This window comes from Salmonella sp. 2020_1395 (assembly GCF_043848115.1).
GTDB classification, from domain to species: domain Bacteria; phylum Pseudomonadota; class Gammaproteobacteria; order Enterobacterales; family Enterobacteriaceae; genus Salmonella; species Salmonella enterica.
On the sequence record NZ_JBCMFH010000003.1, the window covers coordinates 305,035 to 327,014 of the forward strand.

A 21,980-nucleotide genomic window follows, 5' to 3' on the forward strand; every position below is an offset into this window, starting at 1 on the left:
AATTATCAATGCATAAAAACATAGAGATGTTTAGCAAGAAGGATTATGCGGCGTCATTGCTAAAAGGTTCAATTATTCTTTATCCTCAGTCCGGATTCGGACATGAATTAAAAAGACGTAATAAAAGTAAACTTTATAATTGAAAAGCATTCTTTTTCATGACCTTACAAGAAAATAAAAAAACAAAATACATATAAGATAAATATGGATTAAAGAAAAACAAAATAAATATGAATAATGTTAAAACCCACATTTACTTAAATGACGATGAAATAAAACTAAAAACAACGTAAAACTAATTCTTATTTAAAATGATATAGTGCCTGAGGTATTAATCTTCGGTATATAAAAGAAGCGCCATGTTCTGCCGCCGCCGGGGCTGCGCCTGCTACGTTAAGGACCGTTTTCGTAAAACATCTGCCTGCAGATTCAGGTATACTGGGCCTTCGATTCCACAAACATCAGGCAGACCATGACAGACCTTATCCATCGCCCTCGCCGCCTGCGCAAATCCGCTGCGCTGCGCGCTATGTTTGAAGAGACAACACTTAGCCTGAACGACCTGGTGTTGCCGATCTTTGTTGAAGAAGAACTCGACGATTACAAAGCTATTGATGCCATGCCCGGCGTAATGCGTATCCCGGAAAAGCAGCTGGCGCGAGAGATTGAACGTATCGCAAATGCTGGCATTCGTTCCGTTATGACCTTCGGCATTTCTCACCATACTGATGACACCGGCAGCGATACCTGGAAAGAAGACGGTCTGGTGGCAAGAATGTCCCGCATCTGTAAGCAAACCGTGCCGGAGATGATCGTCATGTCCGACACCTGCTTCTGCGAATACACCTCGCACGGCCACTGCGGCGTGTTGTGCGAACACGGCGTGGATAACGATGCGACGCTGGCCAACCTCGGCAAGCAGGCCGTTATCGCGGCGGCGGCTGGAGCAGATTTTATTGCGCCCTCCGCGGCCATGGATGGACAAGTCCAGGCTATCCGCCAGGCGCTGGATGCCGCCGGTTTTACCGATACGGCAATAATGTCCTACTCCACCAAGTTCGCCTCTTCTTTCTACGGCCCCTTCCGTGAAGCAGCGGGCACCGCGTTAAAAGGCGACCGCAAAACGTATCAAATGAATCCGATGAACCGCCGTGAAGCGATTCGCGAATCACTGCTCGACGAAGCCCAGGGCGCGGATTGCTTAATGGTGAAACCGGCTGGCGCGTATCTGGACGTGCTGCGTGAAATCCGCGAACGCACAGAGTTGCCGCTTGGCGCTTACCAGGTGAGCGGTGAATATGCCATGATTAAATTTGCTGCTATGGCTGGCGCCATCGATGAAGAAAAGGTCGTGCTGGAAAGTCTGGGCTCGATTAAACGCGCCGGCGCCGATTTGATTTTCAGTTACTTCGCGCTGGATCTGGCTGAGAAAAATATTCTGCGTTAATTCTGTTACAGGGCGGCGCGCTGCCGCCCTTTCCCGACTTTACACCCCACTATTCAGTCGCTGAGTCTAACCCGTTGCCGGACGCGGCTTATCCGGCTTACGGCTATTCCTCGATCGCCTGGCGAATTTGCTGCAACGACGCAGGATCGTCAATGGTTGTCAGATCGCCCGGATCGCGGCCTTCGCAGATCGCCTGGATCGTGCGGCGAAGCATCTTTCCGGAACGCGTTTTGGGGAGCTGCGAGACAAACCAGACATGCGCCGGACGACCAAAGTGACCGATCTGGTTGTCCACCAGCGCCATAATCGCGTTTTCCTCGTCGCGCGCCGCCTCGCGATCCGCCAGCGTATCGCTCTGCTTCGGAATGACAAACGCCACCGCTACCTGCCCTTTCAGAGCGTCTTTTATCCCCACTACCGCCACTTCCGCTACGTTCGGGTAGCTGGAGATACTTTCTTCTATTTCTCGCGTCCCCAGCCGATGACCCGCAATATTAATCACATCATCGGTACGGCCCAGAATAAAGTAATACCCCTCGGCGTCGCGGATCCCCCAGTCGAAAGTGGCATAAACCTGACGGTTAAACAGCGACCAGTAAGTCTTCACAAAACGCGCATCGTCGCCCCAAATACTCTGAATACAGCCCGGCGGCAGCGGCCCTTCGATCACCAGCATTCCCTTTTCATTTATGCCGCAAGGTTCGCCGGTGACTTCATTGAGTAGCTGGACGTTATAACCGTACATCGGCACGCCGGGACTTCCCAGACGCGACGGCCTGTCGTCCAGCGCGCGGGCCAACGCCATGATCGGCCAGCCTGACTCCGTCTGCCAATAATTGTCGATAACCGGCACACCCAGCGTCTCCGTCACCCAACTGGCCGTCGGCTCGTCCAGCGGCTCACCGGCCAGATAAAGCGCCTCCAGCGAGGAGAGATCGTGATTGCGGATTTGCGCCGTCGGGAATTTTTTCAGCACGCGAATCGCGGTCGGGGCGGAAAACATCCGGTTAACCTGGTATTTCTCGACAATTTTCCACCAGACCCCGCAGTCCGGGTACGTCGGCAGTCCTTCATAAACAATAGTCGCCATGCCTGCCAGCAGCGGCGCGTAAACGATATAGGAGTGGCCGACGACCCAGCCGATATCCGATGCGCAAAAGAATACGCCGCCCGCCTTGCCGCCAAAAATGGTGTCCATCGAGGTTGCCAGCGCCACCGCATAACCGCCGACGTCGCGCTGGACGCCTTTCGGTTTGCCGGTAGTGCCGGAGGTGTAAAGAATGCACGAGGTTTCATTGGATTCCAGCCACGCCACCGGCACGCTCGCACCGAGATGCTGCTGGCGCAACGTGGCAAAATCCAGATCGCGCCCATCCACCCATGCCATTTTCGCCAGCCCTCTGTCCACCAGCAGAACGTGTTTCGGCTGATGCTGCGCCTGCGCAATAGCGTCATCAAGCAGCTTTTTATACGGCAGAATTTTACCGCCCCGCGCTCCGGCATCCGCCGACACAATCAGCGCCGGTCTGGCATCGTCAATGCGCGCCGCCACGCTGTGCGAGGCAAAACCGCCAAAGACCACCGAATGGATCGCGCCAATGCGCGCGCAGGCCAGCAGGGTTATCTGCGCTTCGGCAATCATCGGCATATAGACCAATACGCGATCGCCACGCTGCACGCCCAGCGACAGCAACATGGCGGCCACAATGTTGACTTCATCATGCAACTGGCTGAAGGTAAATGTGCGCTCTTCATCGGTCTCTGATGAGACGGCAATCAGCGCCAGCGCCTCCGGCTGTTTATCCAGCCAGCGGTCGACGGCGTTATGACATAAGTTAGTGGTGCCGCCGCAAAACCAGCGGGCAAATGGTGGACGGCTATGATCCAGCGTCTGCGTAAACGGCTGTCGCCAGTCGATACGCCGGGCCTGCTCGGCCCAGAACGCCTCCGGTTCGTTAATGGAACGCTGATAAAATTCGCTAAAAGACATCACGCTCTCCTGTTGAACTTACGCCTTACTGCTGGCTGGCTCAGATGACATATAAATCGAGGTATTCGTTAACCGGCATCTGCTCCAGGCGGGCTCTGTCCAGGGAGACATCCAGAATGCGTTGCTGCTGGCGAGTCGGGAACTGACGCGCCAGGTTAATTTTAAATTTTTCGATAAGCTTCGGAATACCGTCGGCGCGGCGACGCGCATGACCAATCGGATACTCCACGACAACCTCGCCAAAGCGTGAGCCATCAGTAAACTCCACGGTGATCGCATTGCCGATAGCACGTTTTTCCGGGTCGTGATAGTCGGCGGTAAAAGCCGGGTCCTCATAACACACGATTTTCTCGCGCAGGGCGTCAATACGCTTGTCCTGCGCCACCTCGTCTTCATAATCCGCCGCGGTTAACCGTCCGAACAGCAACGGCACGGCGACCATATACTGGATACAGTGATCGCGGTCCGCCGGGTTATTGAGCGGGCCTTTTTTATCGATAATGCGGAGACAGGCTTCGTGGGTACGGATGGTCACTTTCTCGATATCCGCTGCCGTTTTACCCGCGGCCTGCATCTGCTCATACAGCGTCATCGCCGCTTCGACGGCGGTTTGCGAGTGGAATTCTGCCGGGAAAGAAATTTTGAATAGCACGTTTTCCATCACGTAGGAGCCATAAGGACGCTGGAAACGGAACGTTTCACCTTTGAATGAAACGTCGTAGAAGCCCCAGGTTTTGGCGGTGAGCGCCGAGGGATAGCCCATCTCGCCGGTTTTCGCCATCAGCGCCAGACGTACCGCGCGCGAAGTCGCATCGCCCGCCGCCCAGGATTTGCGCGTACCGGTATTCGGCGCATGACGATAAGTGCGCAACGACTGCCCATCCACCCACGCCAGCGATACCGCGTTGAGGATCTCATCGCGCGTCAGCCCCAGCATTTCAGCGACAACCGCGGTCGAGGCCACTTTCACCAGCAGCACATGGTCAAGCCCGACACGGTTGAAGGCGTTTTCCAGCGCGATACAGCCCTGAATTTCATGGGCTTTGATCATCCCGCTCAATACCTGTTTCATGGTCAGCGGCGCTTTGCCGGCGGCGACGGCGTTGCGTGACAGCCAGTCAGCCGTCGCCAGAATACCGCCCAGGTTATCAGAAGGATGGCCCCACTCGGCGGCAAGCCAGGTATCGTTAAAATCGAGCCAGCGGATCATCGCGCCAATGTTAAAGGCTGCCTGTACCGGATCGAGCTGAAACTGGGTGCCCGGCACGCGTGCGCCGTTGGGCACCACCGTGCCTGGCACGATCGGCCCAAGCAATTTTTTACAGGCCGGGTATTCCAGCGCTTCCAGACCACAACCGAGCGTGTCGAGCAGACAATAATGCGCGGTGTCGTACGCCACCTTTGAGGTGATGTCGTAGTTCATCACGTAATCCACGATATCGACGATTTCGCGGTCAAATTCCGGGCGGATGTTCAGTTCTTGGGTAGACATAGGGTACGTTTCCTGCGTTTTATTTTTAATAAGAGTGAGTTAGCAACGATCGTCTATCGAGACAAACGGACGATCTTCCGGCCCGGTATAGTTGGCAGAGGGGCGAATAATCTTGTTGTCCTGACGCTGTTCAATAATGTGCGCCGCCCAGCCGGTTACGCGGGCGATGACAAACAGCGGGGTGAACATTTCGGTAGGGACGCCCATCATGTTGTAGGAGACCGCCGAAAACCAGTCGAGATTCGGGAACATCTTTTTTGTCTCCCACATCACCGTTTCCAGACGGTCAGCGATGTGGTACATCTTCAGCGAGCCGCCTTCTTCTGAAAGCTGTTTCGCCACCCGTTTGATCACCTGATGGCGCGGGTCGGCGATGGTGTAAACCGGATGTCCAAAGCCAATCACCACCTCTTTGTTTTCCACGCGTTTACGGATATCCGCCTCTGCCTCGTCCGGTGTTTCATAACGCTGTTGAATTTCCAGCGACACCTCATTCGCTCCGCCGTGTTTCGGGCCGCGCAGCGCGCCAATCGCGCCGATAATCGCGGAGTAGACATCCGAACCGGTTCCGGCAATCACCCGGCTGGTAAACGTCGAAGCGTTGAACTCATGCTCGGCATACAGCACCAGCGAAATATGCATCGCCTTTTCCCAGCTTTGGGTTGGCTTTTCACCATGCAGCAGATGCAGGAAATGGCCGCCGATGGAATCATCGTCGGTTTCCGGCTGAATACGTTCGCCGTTGTGGCTGTAGTGATACCAGTAAAGAAGGATAGAGCTGAGCGAGGCCAACAGCTTATCGGCAATATCGCGCGCGCCGGAGACGGTATGTCCCTCTTTTTCCGGCAGGGTACAGCCCAGCGCGGAAACGCCGGTACGCATCACGTCCATCGGGTGCGAGGCCGCCGGTAACGCTTCCAGAACGGTACGGACATTGGCGGGTAATCCGCGCAGCGCTTTTAACTTGCTTTTATACGCGTTCAGCTCGTCGCGGGTCGGTAATTTTCCGTGGATCAGTAAATGCGCGACTTCTTCAAATTCGCAGTGCTCCGCCAGATCGAGAATGTCGTAACCGCGATAGTGCAGATCGTTACCGCTTTTTCCCACGGTACACAGAGCGGTATTTCCGGCAGGTACGCCGGAAAGCGCGACCGATTTTTTAGGCTTAATGACATGCGTGTTGTTTTGCAGGATCGTCGTGTCTGTCATATTGTCCTCGTCATTATTGTAATGTGTAGGGTATTGAGGCGTGTAGGCCGTACCGTAGGCGGGTTAAACGTAGTGCCATCCGGCATTGCCTGAAGGCGGCTTCGCCTTATCAGGCCTACAGGCTACGATTTTTTATTCCTGTACAGCGCGTCCAGCTTCTCTTCGAACTGGTAGTAATTGATGCTTTCGTACAGCTCGTTGCGGGTCTGCATGATGTCGATCACGTTCTTTTGCGTCCCTTCCTGGCGCAGCACGGTATAGACTTTTTCTGCGGCGCGGTTCATGGCGCGAAACGCCGACAGCGGATAGAGCGCCATCGCCACGTGTGCGCTGCGCAACTCGTCGGTCGTAAATAGCGGCGTCGCGCCAAACTCAGTGATGTTGGCGAGGATCGGCACCTGCGCCACGTCGGCGAACTGGCGGTACATCGACAGTTCGGTGATCGCCTCCGGGAACAGCATGTCTGCCCCCGCGTCCACGTAAGCCTGCGCGCGATCGAGAGCCGCCTCCAGCCCTTCCACCGCCAGCGCATCGGTACGCGCCATGATCACAAAGTTCGGATCGGTGCGCGCATCCACTGCCGCCCGAATTCTGTCTACCATCTCCTCTTTCGAGACGATCGCTTTGTTTGGACGGTGTCCACAGCGCTTAGCGCCAACCTGGTCTTCAATATGCAGCGCGGCGGCGCCCGCTTTGGCTATGGACTTTACCGTCCGCGCGACATTAAAGGCGGAGGAGCCAAAGCCAATATCCGCATCCACCAACAGCGGCAGCGGGCAAACATCCGTGATGCGCCGGATATCGGTTAACACATCATCCAGCGTAGAAATCCCCAGATCCGGCAGTCCGAGCGAGCCCGCCGCTACGCCGCCGCCAGAAAGATAGATAGCCTGATACCCGGCCCGTTGGGCCAACAGAGCATGGTTGGCATTAATAGCGCCGACAATTTGTAATGGATTCTCTTTAGCGAGCGCGGCGCGAAATGCCTGCCCCGGCGAATGTAAAGACATATCTCGTCCTCATGTTAGTAAATTGTTACTCAGAATGTATTCACCAAAGCAAAGGCTATGCCAGGCAAAGAGGCTGCGAGAAAATTAAATACAATGAGATTTAAAAACAGGTAATTACAGTCATTCCTGTTATGAATAAGCGCGATTAAGGGAAAAGAAAAACGTGTCAGCTAACGTTTCATGAAACGAATCGCCCTGTTTCATTGCAACATTTATGAAACACGTTTAAAACAAAAAATCGCCCCTTAAAGATGAACCTACTGCGATGACGACTGCTCACAGCGCTCCGCGCGATAATAGCGATAAACCGGTGATCTGGACGGTCTCCGTAACGCGTCTGTTCGAACTGTTTCGGGATATCAGCCTGGAATTCGATCATCTGGCGACCATCACGCCTATTCAACTCGGCTTTGAAAAGGCGGTGACCTACATTCGCAAAAAACTGGCGACCGAGCGCTGCGACGCGATTATCGCGGCGGGTTCGAATGGGGCCTATTTAAAAAGTCGCCTGTCAATACCGGTGATCCTCATCAAGCCCAGCGGATTCGATGTATTACAGGCGCTGGCGAAAGCGGGAAAGCTCACCTCGTCTATCGGTATCGTGACCTATCAGGAGACCATTCCGGCTTTACTTGCCTTTCAGAAAACGTTTCACCTCTGTCTTGAACAGCGAAGCTATGTCACCGAAGAGGACGCGCGCGGGCAAATTAACGAACTTAAGGCCAACGGTATTGAGGCCGTCGTCGGCGCGGGATTAATTACCGATCTGGCGGAAGAAGCGGGAATGACCGCCATCTTTATTTATTCCGCGGCGACCGTTCGTCAGGCTTTTCATGATGCGCTGGATATGACCCGTCTGACACGGCGCCAGCGCGTGGATTACCCATCCGGCAAGGGATTACAAACCCGGTATGAACTGGGCGATATACGCGGCCAGTCGCCGCAAATGGAGCAGCTCCGCCAGACGATTACGCTCTATGCCCGCTCCCGTGCGGCAGTGCTGATTCAGGGGGAAACAGGGACCGGAAAAGAGCTGGCGGCGCAGGCGATTCACCAGACGTTTTTTCACCGCCAGCCTCACCGTCAGAATAAGCCATCCCCTCCCTTTGTCGCCGTCAATTGCGGCGCGATTACCGAGTCGTTGCTGGAAGCGGAACTGTTTGGTTATGAAGAGGGCGCGTTTACCGGTTCACGACGAGGAGGCCGGGCGGGGCTATTTGAAATCGCACACGGCGGCACGCTGTTTCTGGATGAAATCGGCGAAATGCCCTTGCCGTTACAAACCCGACTCTTGCGCGTACTGGAGGAAAAAGCCGTCACTCGCGTCGGCGGACACCAGCCGATCCCGGTGGAGGTCCGGGTGATCAGCGCTACGCATTGCGATCTGGATCGGGAGATAATGCAAGGACGTTTTCGCCCCGATCTCTTTTACCGCCTGAGTATTCTGCGTCTGACGCTTCCTCCTTTGCGCGAGCGGCAGGCTGATATTTTGCCGCTGGCGGAAAGCTTTTTAAAACAGTCGCTGGCGGCGATGGAAATTCCGTTTACCGAATCGATACGTCATGGATTGACACAGTGTCAGCCGCTTTTGCTGGCCTGGCGCTGGCCCGGTAATATTCGCGAACTGCGTAATATGATGGAGCGCCTGGCGCTTTTTTTAAGCGTCGATCCCGCGCCAACGCTGGACAGGCAATTTATGCGGCAGTTATTACCTGAGCTTATGGTGAACACAGCAGAACTGACGCCTTCAACCGTGGATGCGCACACGTTACAGGATGTACTGGCGCGCTTTAAGGGCGATAAGAGCGCCACGGCGCGTTATCTGGGGATTAGCCGCACCACTCTGTGGCGTCGTTTAAAAGCAGGTGCCAAAGACCAGTCGGGTAATTAAGACAAATGACAGCGTCCTGAATGCCTGATGGCGCTACGTTTACTGCAGGCCGTCATCCGGCAAAACGGATGACGGTTGCCAGGAATAAAAATACCCGCCGGAAACCCAGGCGGGTATTTTTATGATGCAACGCTTTTATTTCTTTTTATAAATATCAGCCGTACCATGAATTTTATTTTCTGTCTGCCCGGACGTCAGCACCACCACATCCGCCCCTTTTTCATCCGCCTTTTTGATTAAATCTTCTCTGGCGTCCAGCGGCGACATTTCCCCGGTGGTGGAAATCGTGCCAATTTTCGTGTATTCGGAGGCGACTTTATCAAAGTCCGTTTTTTTCATGATTTCTGCGGCATAAACGTTTGTCACGACAAACGCTAATGCGCCAAGCATAACCTTGTAGCCAGTTTTCATAGCAAAACCCTCGTTTTATTATTACGCCATCATCGCTTTATCAGAACAAAAAGGCCGTTCGGACTGATTAAATAAGTAGTGTAGATTGCTGGAAAAATCCAGTCAGCCCCCGCTCTGTCGGCGTAACAACGCGGATTAAAACGCCCCTGCTTTGTGATCTCACTCGCAATCATCTGGTTTGACTATTAATAAGATGAAGGTTATTTCTTGAGGCTAAGAGAAGAGTTGCCTATGGAGCCGTTTCATGCCGTTGTGCTTACCGTCAGTCTGTTTGTGTTAACCTTTTTTAATCCCGGCGCGAATCTGTTTGTGGTGGTGCAAACCAGCCTCGCATCAGGACGCCGGGCGGGAGTCATCACCGGCCTGGGCGTCGCCACGGGAGACGCCTTTTATTCCGGGCTGGGGCTTTTCGGTCTGGCGACGCTCATTACGCAATGCGAAGCGGTATTTTCTCTTATCAAAATTGTCGGCGGCGCCTATTTATTATGGTTCGCCTGGAACAGTATTCGCCACCAGGCGACGCCGCAAATGAGCACGCTCCAGACGCCGATTGCCGCCCCGTGGACAATTTTCTTTCGCCGGGGATTAATGACCGATTTATCCAATCCGCAAACCGTACTGTTTTTTATCAGTATTTTTTCCGTAACGCTTAGCGCAGAAACGCCCACATGGGCAAGGTTAATGGCCTGGGCCGGAATTGTGCTGTCATCCGTTATCTGGCGTATTTTTCTCAGCCAGGCCTTTTCGCTCCCCGCAGTCCGCCGCGCTTATGGACGAATACAGCGCATTGCCAGCCGTGTTATCGGCGCCATTATCGGGATGTTTGCGCTCAGACTTCTCTATGAAGGCGTGACGTACCGCTAATGTTTGCCCGGTAGCCTTTGCTACCGGACGATAAGCGTTATCAAAACGCCCATGACACGCTGCCTACAATGCTACGCTCGGCGCCAAAATAACAATAAGAGAGCGAATTACAGGCAGCGACATAGCGTTTGTCCGTCAGGTTATTTACGTTGAGCTGGGCGCTCAAGCCATTTAACCCAATGCTGGATAAATCATACCCAACTACCATGTCGACCAGTGTATAGGACGGCAACGTGTGGGTATTCAGGCGATCGCTGGTCACGCCGTTGACGTACCGGATGCCGGAGCCCAAAGTCAGCCCCTCTAACAGACCGCTTTTCACATCGTAGCTTAGCCAGGCGCTGGCCTGGTTCCGTGGAGCATAAACCGCGCGCTTACCCTGCTCTTGCGGGCTACTTTTCTTATAACGGATATCAGTATAGGTATACGCCGCCTGCAAACGGACGCTATCCGACAAATGGCTAATGGCCTCCAGTTCAACCCCTTTAGACTCAATTTCACCAATCGAGCGGTACGGATCGGTAGGTTCTTCTTTGGTCGCGATATTGGTTTGGTTAATACGATACACGGCGGCGCTAAACTGGCTGTTCCCCCCCAGCGGTTCGTATTTTACCCCCGCCTCCCACTGCTTGCCTTTCATCGGTTCCAGCACATTGCCGTTTTCGTCGGCGAAGCTGGTCGGCGTAAACGCGGTAGAATAACTGAGATAGGGGGCGACGCCATTGTCGAACAGATAAAGCAACGCAGCACGGGTGCTGACGTTGTTTTTATCGAGATCGCTGCGTGAATCATGAAGTTTGTCGATGTTAGACACGCTGACCCGATCGTAACGACCGCCCAACGTAAAGCGCCAGCGATCCCATGACATCTGATCCTGTAAATAGTATCCGGTCTGCCGCAGCTTATGTTTTTCACGGCTATACAACGTAATGTAATCCGGCTGAGCGCCATAAACAGGGTTGAAAGCGTCAATCGGCGGAAACGCGCCATAATAGCCAGTAGTATGATTACTGCGATCCTGATAATCGATCCCCACCAGCAGACGATGATTAATCGCCCCGGTATCCACGCTGCCGTCGAGCTGATTATCCAGCGCGATAGCCGACATTTTCTCCCCGGAGCCGGAATAGCCGCGATTCAGCGCCGTTTCATTCAACCAACCTGCGGCATAGACCTGATTCAACGTCACTTTGGTATGCAAATAGCGCAATTTTTGCCGTACCGACCAGCCGTTATCGAACAGATGCTCAATGTTATAACCCACCATATTTTCACGGCGATCGTATTTGTCGTAGTCATCTTCACCTTCAAAGAAAGTGTTAGAAATTTTTCTGCCGTTATAAGGTACAACCGTGCCTTGATAAGGCAGTCCGGAGTGGCTACCGCCTTGCGGATCACGGTGCAGATAGGCCATAAGATCAAGACGCGTCCGATCGGTAATTCGCCAGGTCAGGCTCGGCATCAGCGCATAACGTTCCTCTTTCAAGGGGGTAAACTGCGAATCGGCGTAACGTGTCATGCCGCTAAGACGCGCCGCCACACGTTCATTGTCATCCAGTGGGCCGGTCACATCAAAAGCCGCCCCGCGCTGGTTGTTATTGCCGGCAAACAGCTTCACTTCTCCTCCGGCATCAAACGCCGGTTTTCGCGACGTCAGCGCGACAATGCCGCCTGGCGATGAACGTCCATACAGAACGGACGCCGGGCCGCGTACCACCTCGATATCTTCCAGAAACCAGGGGTCAACCACCAACGAACTGTGCGAATTGGTGTCGCCCATCATTTTTAACCCGTCGAGATAGACGTTATCCAGACTACCGTCCGAAAAACCACGCAATACGATGTAATCAAAGCGGTTAGAGGCGCCTATCTGGTTACTGTATACGCCTGGGGTGTAGCTGACCGCCTGACGCACGCTGGTTGCGCCCTGCTCTTCAAACTGCTGGCGGGTAATAATGGATACCGACTGCGGCGTTTCAATATCTGGCGTCGCCAGCTTAGTCGCGCCACTCTGAACGGGCGAGGTGACAATGACGGTATCATTTTTTGTGGTTTCCTGGGCAAAAAGAGGAAAAGTCGCGCCGCCGATAGCTCCGCCTATCAATAGCGCCATACGCGTTGTCGCAAACATGAACATCTCCAAAGGCATCTTTATTGTAAATAAGAATTATTACCTTTTAGAGATAACGGACCACTATGCGTAACGCCAGATTGCCTATGCGCAATGATAAAAAATCACCCAAAGCGGCAGAAAACCGGGTTAGCAGCGGATATTACCGTTCTGGCGGGGCGCGTTACGCACAGTGGCGGGACGCCGTCAGAGACGCGTCACGCAGCTCGCCGGGCGAGCAGCCATAACGCCGACGAAATGCCGTCGCAAAGTTTGTGGCATGTTGATAGCCTGACATCCAGGCGGCCTGCTGCACGCTGTATCCTTCCATCAGATAACGACGCGCGCGCGCCAGGCGGCAATCGCGCAGATAATCAAACACGGTACACCCATAGGCATGGCGAAACTTGCACCGCAGGCTACTTGGACTCATTGCCGCCCGACGCGCCAGTTCGTTCAGCGTGTAGGCTTTTTCCGGCGTCTGCTCCAGTAAACGCCGAATGAGCTCCAGCCGCTGGTATTCACCGGTGACGGGAAGCCCGCGTTTTTGCGTTGCGGGCTGACATAGATTTAGCGCATAGCCCAGTAATTGCAGCATGATGCCTTCCAGCATTAACTGGCGTGACGCCGCATGAGGTCCGGGCTGCTGCGCATAACGTAGCCCCGAAAGCAGAAACTCCGGCACCTGCCAGACCCTCGCCGAGGCCGCGCGATGTTCCCACTCGTCTGCCAGCGAGACAGGCAAACGCTCCCGCCATCCGCCGTCCGGGTACATTCCCAGCGACAAGGTGCGCAATTTACTGTCTGCGCCGTGATGGGCGCGTATCGTCTGCTGCTCACTCAGTTGCGAGCAAAACGCCATCCCCGCGCTCAATAAAAAGGTCTGCTCATTGACAGCCAGCGCGACGTTACCTTCCAACACCACCAGCATATACAGCGGACTGCTATGGCGAGAGGTGGTTTCATAAGGTTGTAACACGTGAACATCCGAGCGTGTAATGCAAATCCCGCCGGGAAGCGCTATCTCTTCGATATCGCCATGAAGTACGGGACTACTCTGCGTATACTGCGGTAACGCAGGGAAGCGGTAATCAATGCCATAACGCTCGCCAAACGCGATGAAGTCGCTGACGGAAAAGATCTTTTTCATCGCCGGGGCGGCGGAAGAGTGACAGGAGATCGGAGACATTATCAATACCGTTTATCTGCGTTATACCAGAGCGTTAGCCACTGTGTAACCATATCACTGCGGCCCGGGAACGACAATAAAGATGAGAATAATTATCAACCGCTGTTGAGGGGAGAGATAAGGCGAGCAAAGGTGATCGATAAACGCCGATCTGTCGATAAAAACGCGCTTTCGCGAGAGACGAAAGCGCGTCCGGGGGATATCAGTCAGGAGCGAAATCCTGCGGAGGTCATGAGCAGTCTGAACAACATTCCGACGCCCGCCAGCAGAAGCACGCTGGCGCACCATATCGCGACCATCCATACGACTCGCCGCGACCATTTTTTCACTTTAACCATCAGTGATATCCCTCTCCATGTCGCACTTTTCCACGGAAGACGTAGTAGCTCCAGAAGGTATAAGCCAGAATAATCGGGATGATTATCAGCGCCCCAACCAGCATAAAGCTTTGACTTTGCGGCGGCGCGGCGGCGGCATACAGCGAAATATCCGGTGGAATAATATTCGGCCAAATACTGATGCCTAACCCGCTGAACCCCAGAAAAATCAATCCTAGCGTGAGAATAAATGGACGCGCATGGGATTCTGGTTTTTTCACGCTGCGCCATAGCCAGACGCTAAAAGCCAACACCAGCACAGGCACCGGCAGGAAGTAGTATAAATTGGGCAGCGTGAACCAGCGCTCGGCGATGTCGTCGTGGGTGAGCGGCGTCCACACGCTGACGCCTCCCATCACCAGCAACAAGACGATCAACAACGGGCGCGACAGCGCGCACATCCGGCTATGCAGCGGATCTTCGCTTTTCATAATCAGCCAGGTAGCGCCCAGCAGCGCGTAGGTGACAACCAGACCGACGCCGCAGAACAGGTTAAACGGCGTCAGCCAGTCAAGCTGCGAACCGCTAAAGGTTCGCCCTTCCACCTGAAAACCGCTCACCACCGCCCCCACCACAACCCCCTGGGCAAAGGTCGCCAGGATTGACCCGACGATAAAGGATTTATCCCAGAACGCGCGATGCGACTCGGTGGCTTTAAAACGGAATTCAAAAGCGACGCCGCGAAAGATAAGACCAAGCAGCATAACCACCAGCGGGATAGTCAGCGCGTCGGTGATGACAGCATAAGCCAACGGGAAAGCGCCAAAAAGCCCGGCCCCGCCCAGCACCAGCCAGGTTTCGTTCCCGTCCCATACCGGCGCGACCGAGTTCACCATAACATCGCGATCGTGTTTATCGCGAATAAACGGAAACAGGATACCGACGCCCAGATCGAACCCATCCATTACGATATACATCAGCGTGGCGAACACGATAATAGCAAACCAGATAACCGGAAGATCGATGGTCATTCGCGTTTCTCCTGCTCAAGCGATTCTCCCACGGCAGAGATAGGACGCGCGGGTCTGCCATCGGTTTCAGCGGTCGGTGTCTCCGCCGGCTGCGGCCCTTTCTGGATAAGGCGAATCATATAAATATAGCCAACCCCAAAGACCAGGGAATAGACCACAAAGAAGGCCAGCAAACTGATGCTCATCTGCAAGGTGCTGTGCGCGGAAACCGCATCACGCGTTCGCAGCAGGCCATAGACCACCCACGGCTGACGTCCTACTTCAGTCGTCACCCATCCGGCAAGGATGGCGATAAGCCCGGACGGCCCCATCCACAGCGCAAAGTGCATAAAGGGCCGCGAATGATACAGTCGGCGTCGGTAGCGTAGCCACAGGCTGGCCAGCCCCAGGAAGATCATCAGTACGCCCATGCCCACCATCAGACGGAAAGACCAGAACACCACGGTAGAGTTGGGGCGATCCTCTTTGGGATAATCTTTTAGCGCAGGCACCTGTTTGTCCAGGCTATGCGTCAGGATCAGACTGCCCAACGCCGGGATCTCAAGCGCATAGCGGGTCCGTTCCGCCTCCATATCCGGCCAGCCTACCAGCGTAAGCGGCGTTGGCTCGCCGGGCGTATTTTCCCAGTGCCCCTCAATCGCGGCAATTTTGACCGGCTGATGCTTCAGGGTATTAAGGCCGTGCATATCGCCAATCAATGCCTGAACGGGCGCCACCACGACCGCCATCCATAACGCCATCGAGAACATACGGCGGATAGCCAGCGTATCGTTACCTTTCAGTAAATGCCAGGCAGCGGACGCGCCGACAAACATCGCGCTACTTAAAAACGCCGCAACGGACATATGCAACAGGCGATATGGGAACGACGGGTTGAAAATCACCGCGAACCAGTCCACCGGAACCACCTGACCGTTGTGAATTTCAAATCCCTGCGGGGTATGCATCCAGCTGTTAGACGCCAGAATCCAGAACGTCGACATTAACGTGCCCAACGCCACCATACAGGTAGACAAGAAATGCAGGCCCGGCCCGACTTTGTTCCAGCCAAAAAGCATCACGCCTAAGAATCCCGCTTCCAGGAAGAATGCGGTGAGCACTTCATAGGTTAATAAAGGCCCGGTGATACTGCCGGCGAACTGGGAGAAACCGCTCCAGTTCGTTCCGAACTGGTAAGCCATGACCAGACCGGAGACCACGCCCATCCCGAAGTTGACGGCAAAAATTTTGAGCCAGAACTGATAGAGCGAGCGCCAGACAGGATTACGCGTTTTTAGCCATAAACCTTCCAGTACCACCAGGTAACTGGCTAAGCCAATCGTAATCGCGGGGAAAATAATATGAAAAGAGACGGTAAAGGCAAACTGGAGTCTCGCTAAAAAGAATGCATCAAACTCCATGTTCCCTCCCGTTTATATATAGTCACTTCGTGTAAAATATTCACTGTTCGCAACCAGGTTGAAACGAAACGGTTATTTTCCCCAAACGTATAAACGTCGGGGAATATCCAGATAAATTACGATTTTTTTTGCGGTTGGCTGTCAGGCTTATCGCCCGACTCTGGCGCTTCGGAGGGGTCGTCTTTTTCGACAGCGAAACGGTAGTATCTATTTAGCATAACATGTCTCCCTTAGTTACATTCACTTGGCAATATCTACCTGGCCGTTATAAAAATAACGGCAAAACAAAAAAACAGCGTCCTCAAGACTATTTGCAATTTCAGCAAAATACGCGTAGCTGAAAGTTAAGAATAGACGTAAAACGATAACCTTCAAGTCAACGCGGTTTACGGGGCGGGGGATTAGCACAGGGAGAATGACCGCAACGCTCGCTGCGCGGCGGCCATTTTATATGGTCTATCAAAAAGATAACCGTTAAGGTCTATTCAAACCCGTTAGTTTGCCTTCCCCTCAATCAAGCCATTGATCGTAGAAAATACCGCCGGCGCGCTGGTCGCATCCGCAAACTCGACATTGATATTTTGCCGACGCAGCATATCGAAGAATTTACGTTGCGCATCAAGAATAACCTGATCGCCTACGCGCATATTTTCTGCTTTAGTTTCAACCAGTAAATAAACGCTGTCGGCGTCCTGACGCTCAATACGGTACACAAAATCCGGCGTAGTAGAGCCCCCCGTATATTTGGGGATCTGAATGGCCCGCTTAGGCAGTTTGCCAAACACAGAAACCTGTTGCGGATAATCGTATTTTAATAGCGGCAATTCTGGATCGACGCTGTCATAACGCAACGGCGGTATTTGATAGAGAGAACGGGGATCGTCTATCGCATTCTCATCCACATTTTTTCCCACAATTTCAGCGCTAATCTCCTCTCTGAACTGCCGTGCCGTGGAATCAAATACCGACGTTGAAGCCTGGAAGTCGAGAGGCAGATAATCGTGGCGCTGCGCAAAATGCGCATTAATCCGCGTCTGTAATGCGCGGGTCATATTGTCCAACGAGATCTCGCTTAAATAGCGTGAATCTCCGTGCAAAACATCACGCAGCATCGCCATTAACACCGGGTGCAGGACGTTAACCGGCAGACTGGTGCGTAACGCCAGTTGCTTAAGAAAATGGCCATATTTCATGCCCGCCATAAATTCGCTGGCGGCTAATTCGCCTTCCCGCTGCGCCACTTCAAAACGGCCATTATCTTCATTCGATACCAGCCGTTGTTGCACCTGGCTTGGCTTCTGGCGTATATACAGCGCCGGATCGCGCAGCACCTCGGCGGCAATCTGTTCCAGAGAAGCGCCGCTACGCTCGAATTGCAGCATATAACGGCGGGAAAACTGCTCCCAGATACTGCTAAGTTGTTCCCAATTCTCTTTGCGTAACCTGACTCGCAGCCGGGAGGCGGGCTTATTGTCACGAATGCGATCCGCTCGCACCCGCGCCTGCGTCAGCTCAGGGTAGAACTCCAGTAGCCACGCAAAACCACTTTTGGTTTCCCCGTTAAGCGTGACGCTGGGTTTAAACTCATTACTCCGGTTGATCAGTTTTTTATCATCCAGATCTTCCAGCAAACGAAGCTCCGTAAACGCAGGATCGACTTTTTGCCGCTCGGTGACGATGAGAGTGATCATCGCCTCATCCAGCTTCTGCTCGTTAAGCTGAACTTTGCTGTCGCGATTAATCTCATCAACCAGCATACTGGCAAACGCTTTTTCATCATAACCAATCAGAAACGACAGTCGGGACGGCCACTCTTCCTGATGAACGCGATGGCCGTTTTCATCTACCGGTAGCCGCAGGCCGCGCCCCACTTCCTGAATTTTGCTCGACTCGCTACCGGAAGAACGTAATTTAGCAATGACAAAAACATTCGGGTTATCCCAGCCTTCGCGAAGCGTCCATTTTGAAAACAGAAAGCGGCGCGTTTCCCAGTTGCCGTGATGGTCTGAAAAACTGAGCAACTTCTCTTTATTTTTCAGAATATCATCTACTTCAGCCTGGATCGCCTCATCGCCGCTTCCGCGGTCTTCGCCAAAGTAACCAGCGTGGACGTTTTGGTTATCCGAGTGCAGGCTGGCGAGCGTGGCCTGCAGAAACGACAGATACTCCACTTCTCGCGGCAGGGTCTTGCGCTGATAATCGTCAATCAGTTGCGTCAGTTTCTTTTTCAGCAAACGCTCAAAAGTGACTTTCAACCAGCCTTCGTCATCACGATAGCTTTTAATACTGTCAATAAAGAAAAGGCTTAAGGTCTTAATACGCGGGGCATTATTTTCTGGCTCATTGCTGCGTAAGAAATTTGCCTGCTCGGTATCAAAATGCTTATCAATGGCGTCCTGAATAATCAGTTCCTGGTAGCTCGCGCCAAAGGTTCCTGGCACCAGCGCCATTCCTGCCTCCAGCTCCAGATCGTTCGACAACATTTTACTGCCGGCATATTCGATACTGCCTTCAAATCCTGCATCGACATCGGCGAGATTTTCGCCCACGCCAACCTCGGCAATTTTGCTCCCCCGTCGGAGGATTAATTTCTTTGCCGTGACGCTGTCAACGATATAACGATTGTTGGCCTGTTCTTCGGGGAGATTTGGGTAATAAATATCAATACCTTTCACCAAACCATCGTTAAAACTGTCCACCGCGTTGAGATCAAACTGCGGTTGCCGGCGATAGTAATCTTTACGTACACATTTATTTTTACCCTTACCTTCGACAATATCCGGGAAGGTAGCGCCAAAGCGGACGATCATTTGCGGCTGAATAGCCTGAATCGCTCGATAAAATTTGTTATCTCGCGCAAAACGATGCGGTTCATCAATAATGACCACCGGTCGCGTCATTTGCAGCCCTTTAACAGGCGACGTCAGCCCACCCAGTAGCGTTTGATCGTAATCGTCTCGCGTCATACTGGCGGAATTGAGCATTTGCGCATTGATCAGCAAAACCTGAATCGTATGGCTATCACGACGGCTGGCATCAGTAAAACTTAATAGCTGGGCCGGAAAATTTTTACGCCCCGACTTTACTTTAAAATCACCGGCGTTAATGGTGCAAAGTTCCATCCGCGTATTTTCGTAGAACTGTGAAAAATGCTGTCTGGCGTAATCGCTGGTGATAAAGTTCCGCGCGCCTTCTTTAATGGCTGGTGTCGGCACCACCAGCACAAATTTGAAGAGCCCGTAGTTCTGATGCAGTTCATACATCAACCGGGTATAGACATAGGTTTTGCCCGTCCCGGTCTCCATTTTAACGTCAATATTGGCCTTATCGTCGTAACGTTCCTTAATCAGCGGATTAGCATAGTGATTATGATCGGCCTGCGCGTGATCGATACCGGTGAAACTCGCCAGAATCGCCGCTAACGCCTGTTCCTGATGGGGAAGTTCTTCCAGTAAAATATTCATCATCATCCCCTCTTAATAACGCTTCACCAGGTTCACTTTTTGATCAAGCTGTTTTAAGCCGATTTCCAGTTCACGAATGGATTCAAGGTCGAAAGAGTAGCCGTAAATGACAATAGTCTGAACCGGAAGCTGATGCGTACCAATGTGGTTGAGAAGATCGCGGGTCTGCTCGGTTCCCCATCGTTCATCAATCAGATACAGGCGCGTATTATCAACATACCTGGCGCAATAGCCGGAAAAATCAACGGTCTGTACGTCAATATCCATTTTATAACCATCGGCGACCAGCCATGTCGTTAATAAGGTCTCTTCGCCGCTTGCGCCGCCCGGCACGCCCAATCCTCTGGCGGAAAAAGGATTGATCATGTCGGTAAATCCTGACTCGGTGAAAGCGGCCAGTTGACCGCTGGTATTGATAAAATGGCCGGTAGCAATATCGAAGCTATCCAGATCGTCCAGCGTCTGCTGTGTCGGAGTGGCAAAACGATAATGTTTAAAACCGAGGTCGCTATTGGTCGCGGGATTGTTGGCGCGGATCTTCGCCGCAACGCGTGTAATTCGCTCGCGGCTGATTTCATCAATAGTGTTATAACCTGCTTTTTTCGCGATAGTGTTATTGCTTAATGCCTGATCGATAGTACACAGAATAAACGTGCGCTGCCCCCCATCTTCTTCATTCAGCGCCATCACCGCATGGGCCGTAGTGCCGGAACCGGCAAAAAAGTCCAGGACGACGCCGTCTTTATCGATAGCGAGCTTGATGATTTTCTTCAATAATGCGGTCGGTTTCGGCGTATCAAAAACGTTGTCGCCGAAGAGATCCAGAATCTCCTTTTTCCCCTCTTTATTCGACGCTACGTTATCCCAGTAATTGGTCGTTGGCTGCCCTTTACTGTGGTGCGCGTACATGACTCGCTGGGGAATACCGCCGTTATCTTTGCCAAAATAGACCAGATTATCGGCCACCAGTTTTTGGTAACTGGCTTCAGGATAAGCCCATAGTCTTTCGTGTACCGTACCGTTCGGCGTGGTAATTTTATAGGTATAACCGCCGCCGCTCAGCCCTTTTGACACCGTTAACGGCACCGGTCGCCATTTCCCTTCTGGAAACTGTTCGGTCGGTTCTTTATAGGATTTCTGAATATACTCTTTAGAAAGCGGTTCTAAACGTAAAGCGCCCTGACCGGTTTTGGCATAAACAAGAATGTATTCCCCCTGGATGGAAACGTTATCAGAGTCGTTAGAAATCTCTTTTTTGCGCTTCCACATCACATTGGTGACAAATCCGCCTTCGCCAAAAATCTCATCCATCATTAATTTAAGATTGGCGTACTCATTATCGTCGATAGAGATAAAAATAAACCCGGTATCTTTCAGGAGCTTCCTGGCCAGGAAAAGACGCGGATACATGAAAGATAACCACGCGGAGTGCGTCGATTTACCCTGAATGGATTTTAAACGTGCCAGTTCAGTATCATTAAGACCAAACATATCCTGCAACGCCCGATCGCTATATTCAAAATGATCGGGATAGACAAACCCGTCCGATCCGGTGTTATAAGGGGGATCGATATAGATCATATCGACGGTATCGGCGTAATTATTTTGCAGATGGCGTAACACATCCAGATTATCTCCGGTCAGAAAAAGATTATGGCTGTTTTTATTTTCTGCCAGAGTATTGTGTTCCACGTCAGGAACGATAACGGTAACGGATTTTTCACCCGCCTGTTTTTTTGCGTAATCTTTGCCAATAAAATCAATCTGATAACCGCTAGTCAGCTCATCAATATTACGCGCTTTCAGCGCGCGCTCAAATTTGGCGAGATCAAATCCGCCTTTCGCGATCAGTTCACCCTGCTCGTTATAGCGATCGGCGATAAAAAATTCCGGTAATGCACGTTGTAACTCAGACAGAAAGGCGCTATTCGGGGCAACAGACTCGTTATGTTTTTGGTTATCTTTCAACATGATATCTTCGCTCCGTTGATAATTTTAAGGTCCAACAATCAATTTCTTATAAAGAAAAAAGTAAGCGATGATTGTAATGGTCACGAAAGGCAGATGCCATCATTAACCTTTGTTGTTCGTTGAAAGGGCGTGAAAACGACGGGGGGAAGGCGTGCTCCCGGCGACAGTATGCGCCAGGAGCGTA

At 52.6% G+C, this 21,980-nt stretch carries 16 protein-coding genes and 1 pseudogene; 3 read left to right on the forward strand and 14 right to left on the reverse strand.

Annotation, left to right across the window (positions count from 1 at the left end; translation table 11 throughout):
- Positions 1–472: 472 nt before the first annotated feature.
- Entirely contained in the window at positions 473–1,447 is a 975-nt protein-coding gene (gene hemB, locus ACH0WD_RS06335; RefSeq protein ID WP_000130724.1) for a porphobilinogen synthase, read from the forward strand.
- Positions 1,448–1,550: 103 nt separating this feature from the next.
- Here the strand turns inward: hemB and prpE are convergent, their stop codons facing one another.
- From prpE to prpB, 4 genes are all read right to left on the reverse strand, one after another.
- Positions 1,551–3,437 carry a propionate--CoA ligase gene (gene prpE, locus ACH0WD_RS06340; protein ID WP_000010212.1) on the reverse strand — a complete coding sequence of 629 codons (1,887 nt, stop codon included), beginning with the start codon at positions 3,435–3,437 and terminating at the stop codon, positions 1,551–1,553.
- 40 nt (positions 3,438–3,477) lie between these two features.
- On the reverse strand, positions 3,478–4,929 hold the full coding sequence (locus ACH0WD_RS06345; RefSeq protein WP_000107078.1) for a bifunctional 2-methylcitrate dehydratase/aconitate hydratase: 1,452 nt from the start codon (positions 4,927–4,929) through the stop codon (positions 3,478–3,480).
- 39 nt (positions 4,930–4,968) lie between these two features.
- The gene (gene prpC / locus ACH0WD_RS06350; RefSeq protein ID WP_000132749.1) at positions 4,969–6,138 is read right to left on the reverse strand and encodes a 2-methylcitrate synthase; all 1,170 of its coding nucleotides are present in this window, start codon (positions 6,136–6,138) and stop codon (positions 4,969–4,971) included.
- 122 nt (positions 6,139–6,260) lie between these two features.
- Complete coding sequence (gene prpB / locus ACH0WD_RS06355) at positions 6,261–7,148, reverse strand: methylisocitrate lyase (RefSeq protein ID WP_000052221.1); 888 nt, start codon at positions 7,146–7,148, stop codon at positions 6,261–6,263.
- A 265-nt stretch (positions 7,149–7,413) separates the two neighbouring features.
- On the opposite strand from prpB, the gene prpR reads away from it, so the two are divergent.
- Complete coding sequence (gene prpR, locus ACH0WD_RS06360) at positions 7,414–9,039, forward strand: propionate catabolism operon regulatory protein PrpR (protein ID WP_000205272.1); 1,626 nt, start codon at positions 7,414–7,416, stop codon at positions 9,037–9,039.
- A 135-nt stretch (positions 9,040–9,174) separates the two neighbouring features.
- Here prpR and yahO read toward each other — a convergent pair whose 3' ends face one another.
- Positions 9,175–9,450, reverse strand: coding sequence for a DUF1471 family periplasmic protein YahO (gene yahO, locus ACH0WD_RS06365; RefSeq protein ID WP_000848026.1), 276 nt, complete (start codon positions 9,448–9,450; stop codon positions 9,175–9,177).
- A gap of 231 nt (positions 9,451–9,681) precedes the next feature.
- Here yahO and ACH0WD_RS06370 point away from each other — a divergent pair, with 231 nt between their 5' ends.
- Positions 9,682–10,314 (forward strand): LysE family transporter, encoded by a 633-nt coding sequence (locus ACH0WD_RS06370; protein WP_000433132.1) that lies wholly within the window; start codon positions 9,682–9,684, stop codon positions 10,312–10,314.
- Positions 10,315–10,354: 40 nt separating this feature from the next.
- Here the strand turns inward: ACH0WD_RS06370 and foxA are convergent, their stop codons facing one another.
- From foxA to ACH0WD_RS06415, 9 genes and pseudogenes are all read right to left on the reverse strand, one after another.
- On the reverse strand, positions 10,355–12,463 hold the full coding sequence (gene foxA, locus ACH0WD_RS06375; protein WP_001127726.1) for a ferrioxamine B receptor FoxA: 2,109 nt from the start codon (positions 12,461–12,463) through the stop codon (positions 10,355–10,357).
- Positions 12,464–12,608: 145 nt separating this feature from the next.
- Positions 12,609–13,613 carry a ferrioxamine uptake transcriptional regulator FoxR gene (foxR, locus tag ACH0WD_RS06380; RefSeq protein WP_000074598.1) on the reverse strand — a complete coding sequence of 335 codons (1,005 nt, stop codon included), beginning with the start codon at positions 13,611–13,613 and terminating at the stop codon, positions 12,609–12,611.
- A gap of 95 nt (positions 13,614–13,708) precedes the next feature.
- A pseudogene (locus tag ACH0WD_RS06385) lies at positions 13,709–13,901 on the reverse strand (hypothetical protein).
- Complete coding sequence (locus tag ACH0WD_RS06390) at positions 13,820–14,005, reverse strand: DUF2474 domain-containing protein (RefSeq protein WP_305954967.1); 186 nt, start codon at positions 14,003–14,005, stop codon at positions 13,820–13,822. Before ACH0WD_RS06390 ends, ACH0WD_RS06385 begins: the two are co-directional and overlap by 82 nt.
- A complete protein-coding gene (cydB, locus tag ACH0WD_RS06395; RefSeq protein WP_000151047.1) occupies positions 13,951–14,961 on the reverse strand; it encodes a cytochrome d ubiquinol oxidase subunit II in 1,011 nt (336 codons plus the stop codon). The genes ACH0WD_RS06390 and cydB overlap by 55 nt, the downstream gene beginning before the upstream one ends.
- On the reverse strand, positions 14,958–16,361 hold the full coding sequence (locus ACH0WD_RS06400) for a cytochrome ubiquinol oxidase subunit I (protein WP_000393704.1): 1,404 nt from the start codon (positions 16,359–16,361) through the stop codon (positions 14,958–14,960). The genes cydB and ACH0WD_RS06400 overlap by 4 nt, the downstream gene beginning before the upstream one ends.
- A gap of 116 nt (positions 16,362–16,477) precedes the next feature.
- Positions 16,478–16,579, reverse strand: coding sequence for a small effector SsaA (gene ssaA / locus ACH0WD_RS06405; RefSeq protein ID WP_000934834.1), 102 nt, complete (start codon positions 16,577–16,579; stop codon positions 16,478–16,480).
- A gap of 276 nt (positions 16,580–16,855) precedes the next feature.
- Positions 16,856–19,828, reverse strand: a complete 2,973-nt coding sequence (locus ACH0WD_RS06410) for a type III restriction-modification system endonuclease (protein ID WP_023785350.1) — start codon at positions 19,826–19,828, stop codon at positions 16,856–16,858.
- A 9-nt stretch (positions 19,829–19,837) separates the two neighbouring features.
- Entirely contained in the window at positions 19,838–21,796 is a 1,959-nt protein-coding gene (locus tag ACH0WD_RS06415) for a site-specific DNA-methyltransferase (RefSeq protein WP_000910350.1), read from the reverse strand.
- Positions 21,797–21,980 lie beyond the last annotated feature (184 nt).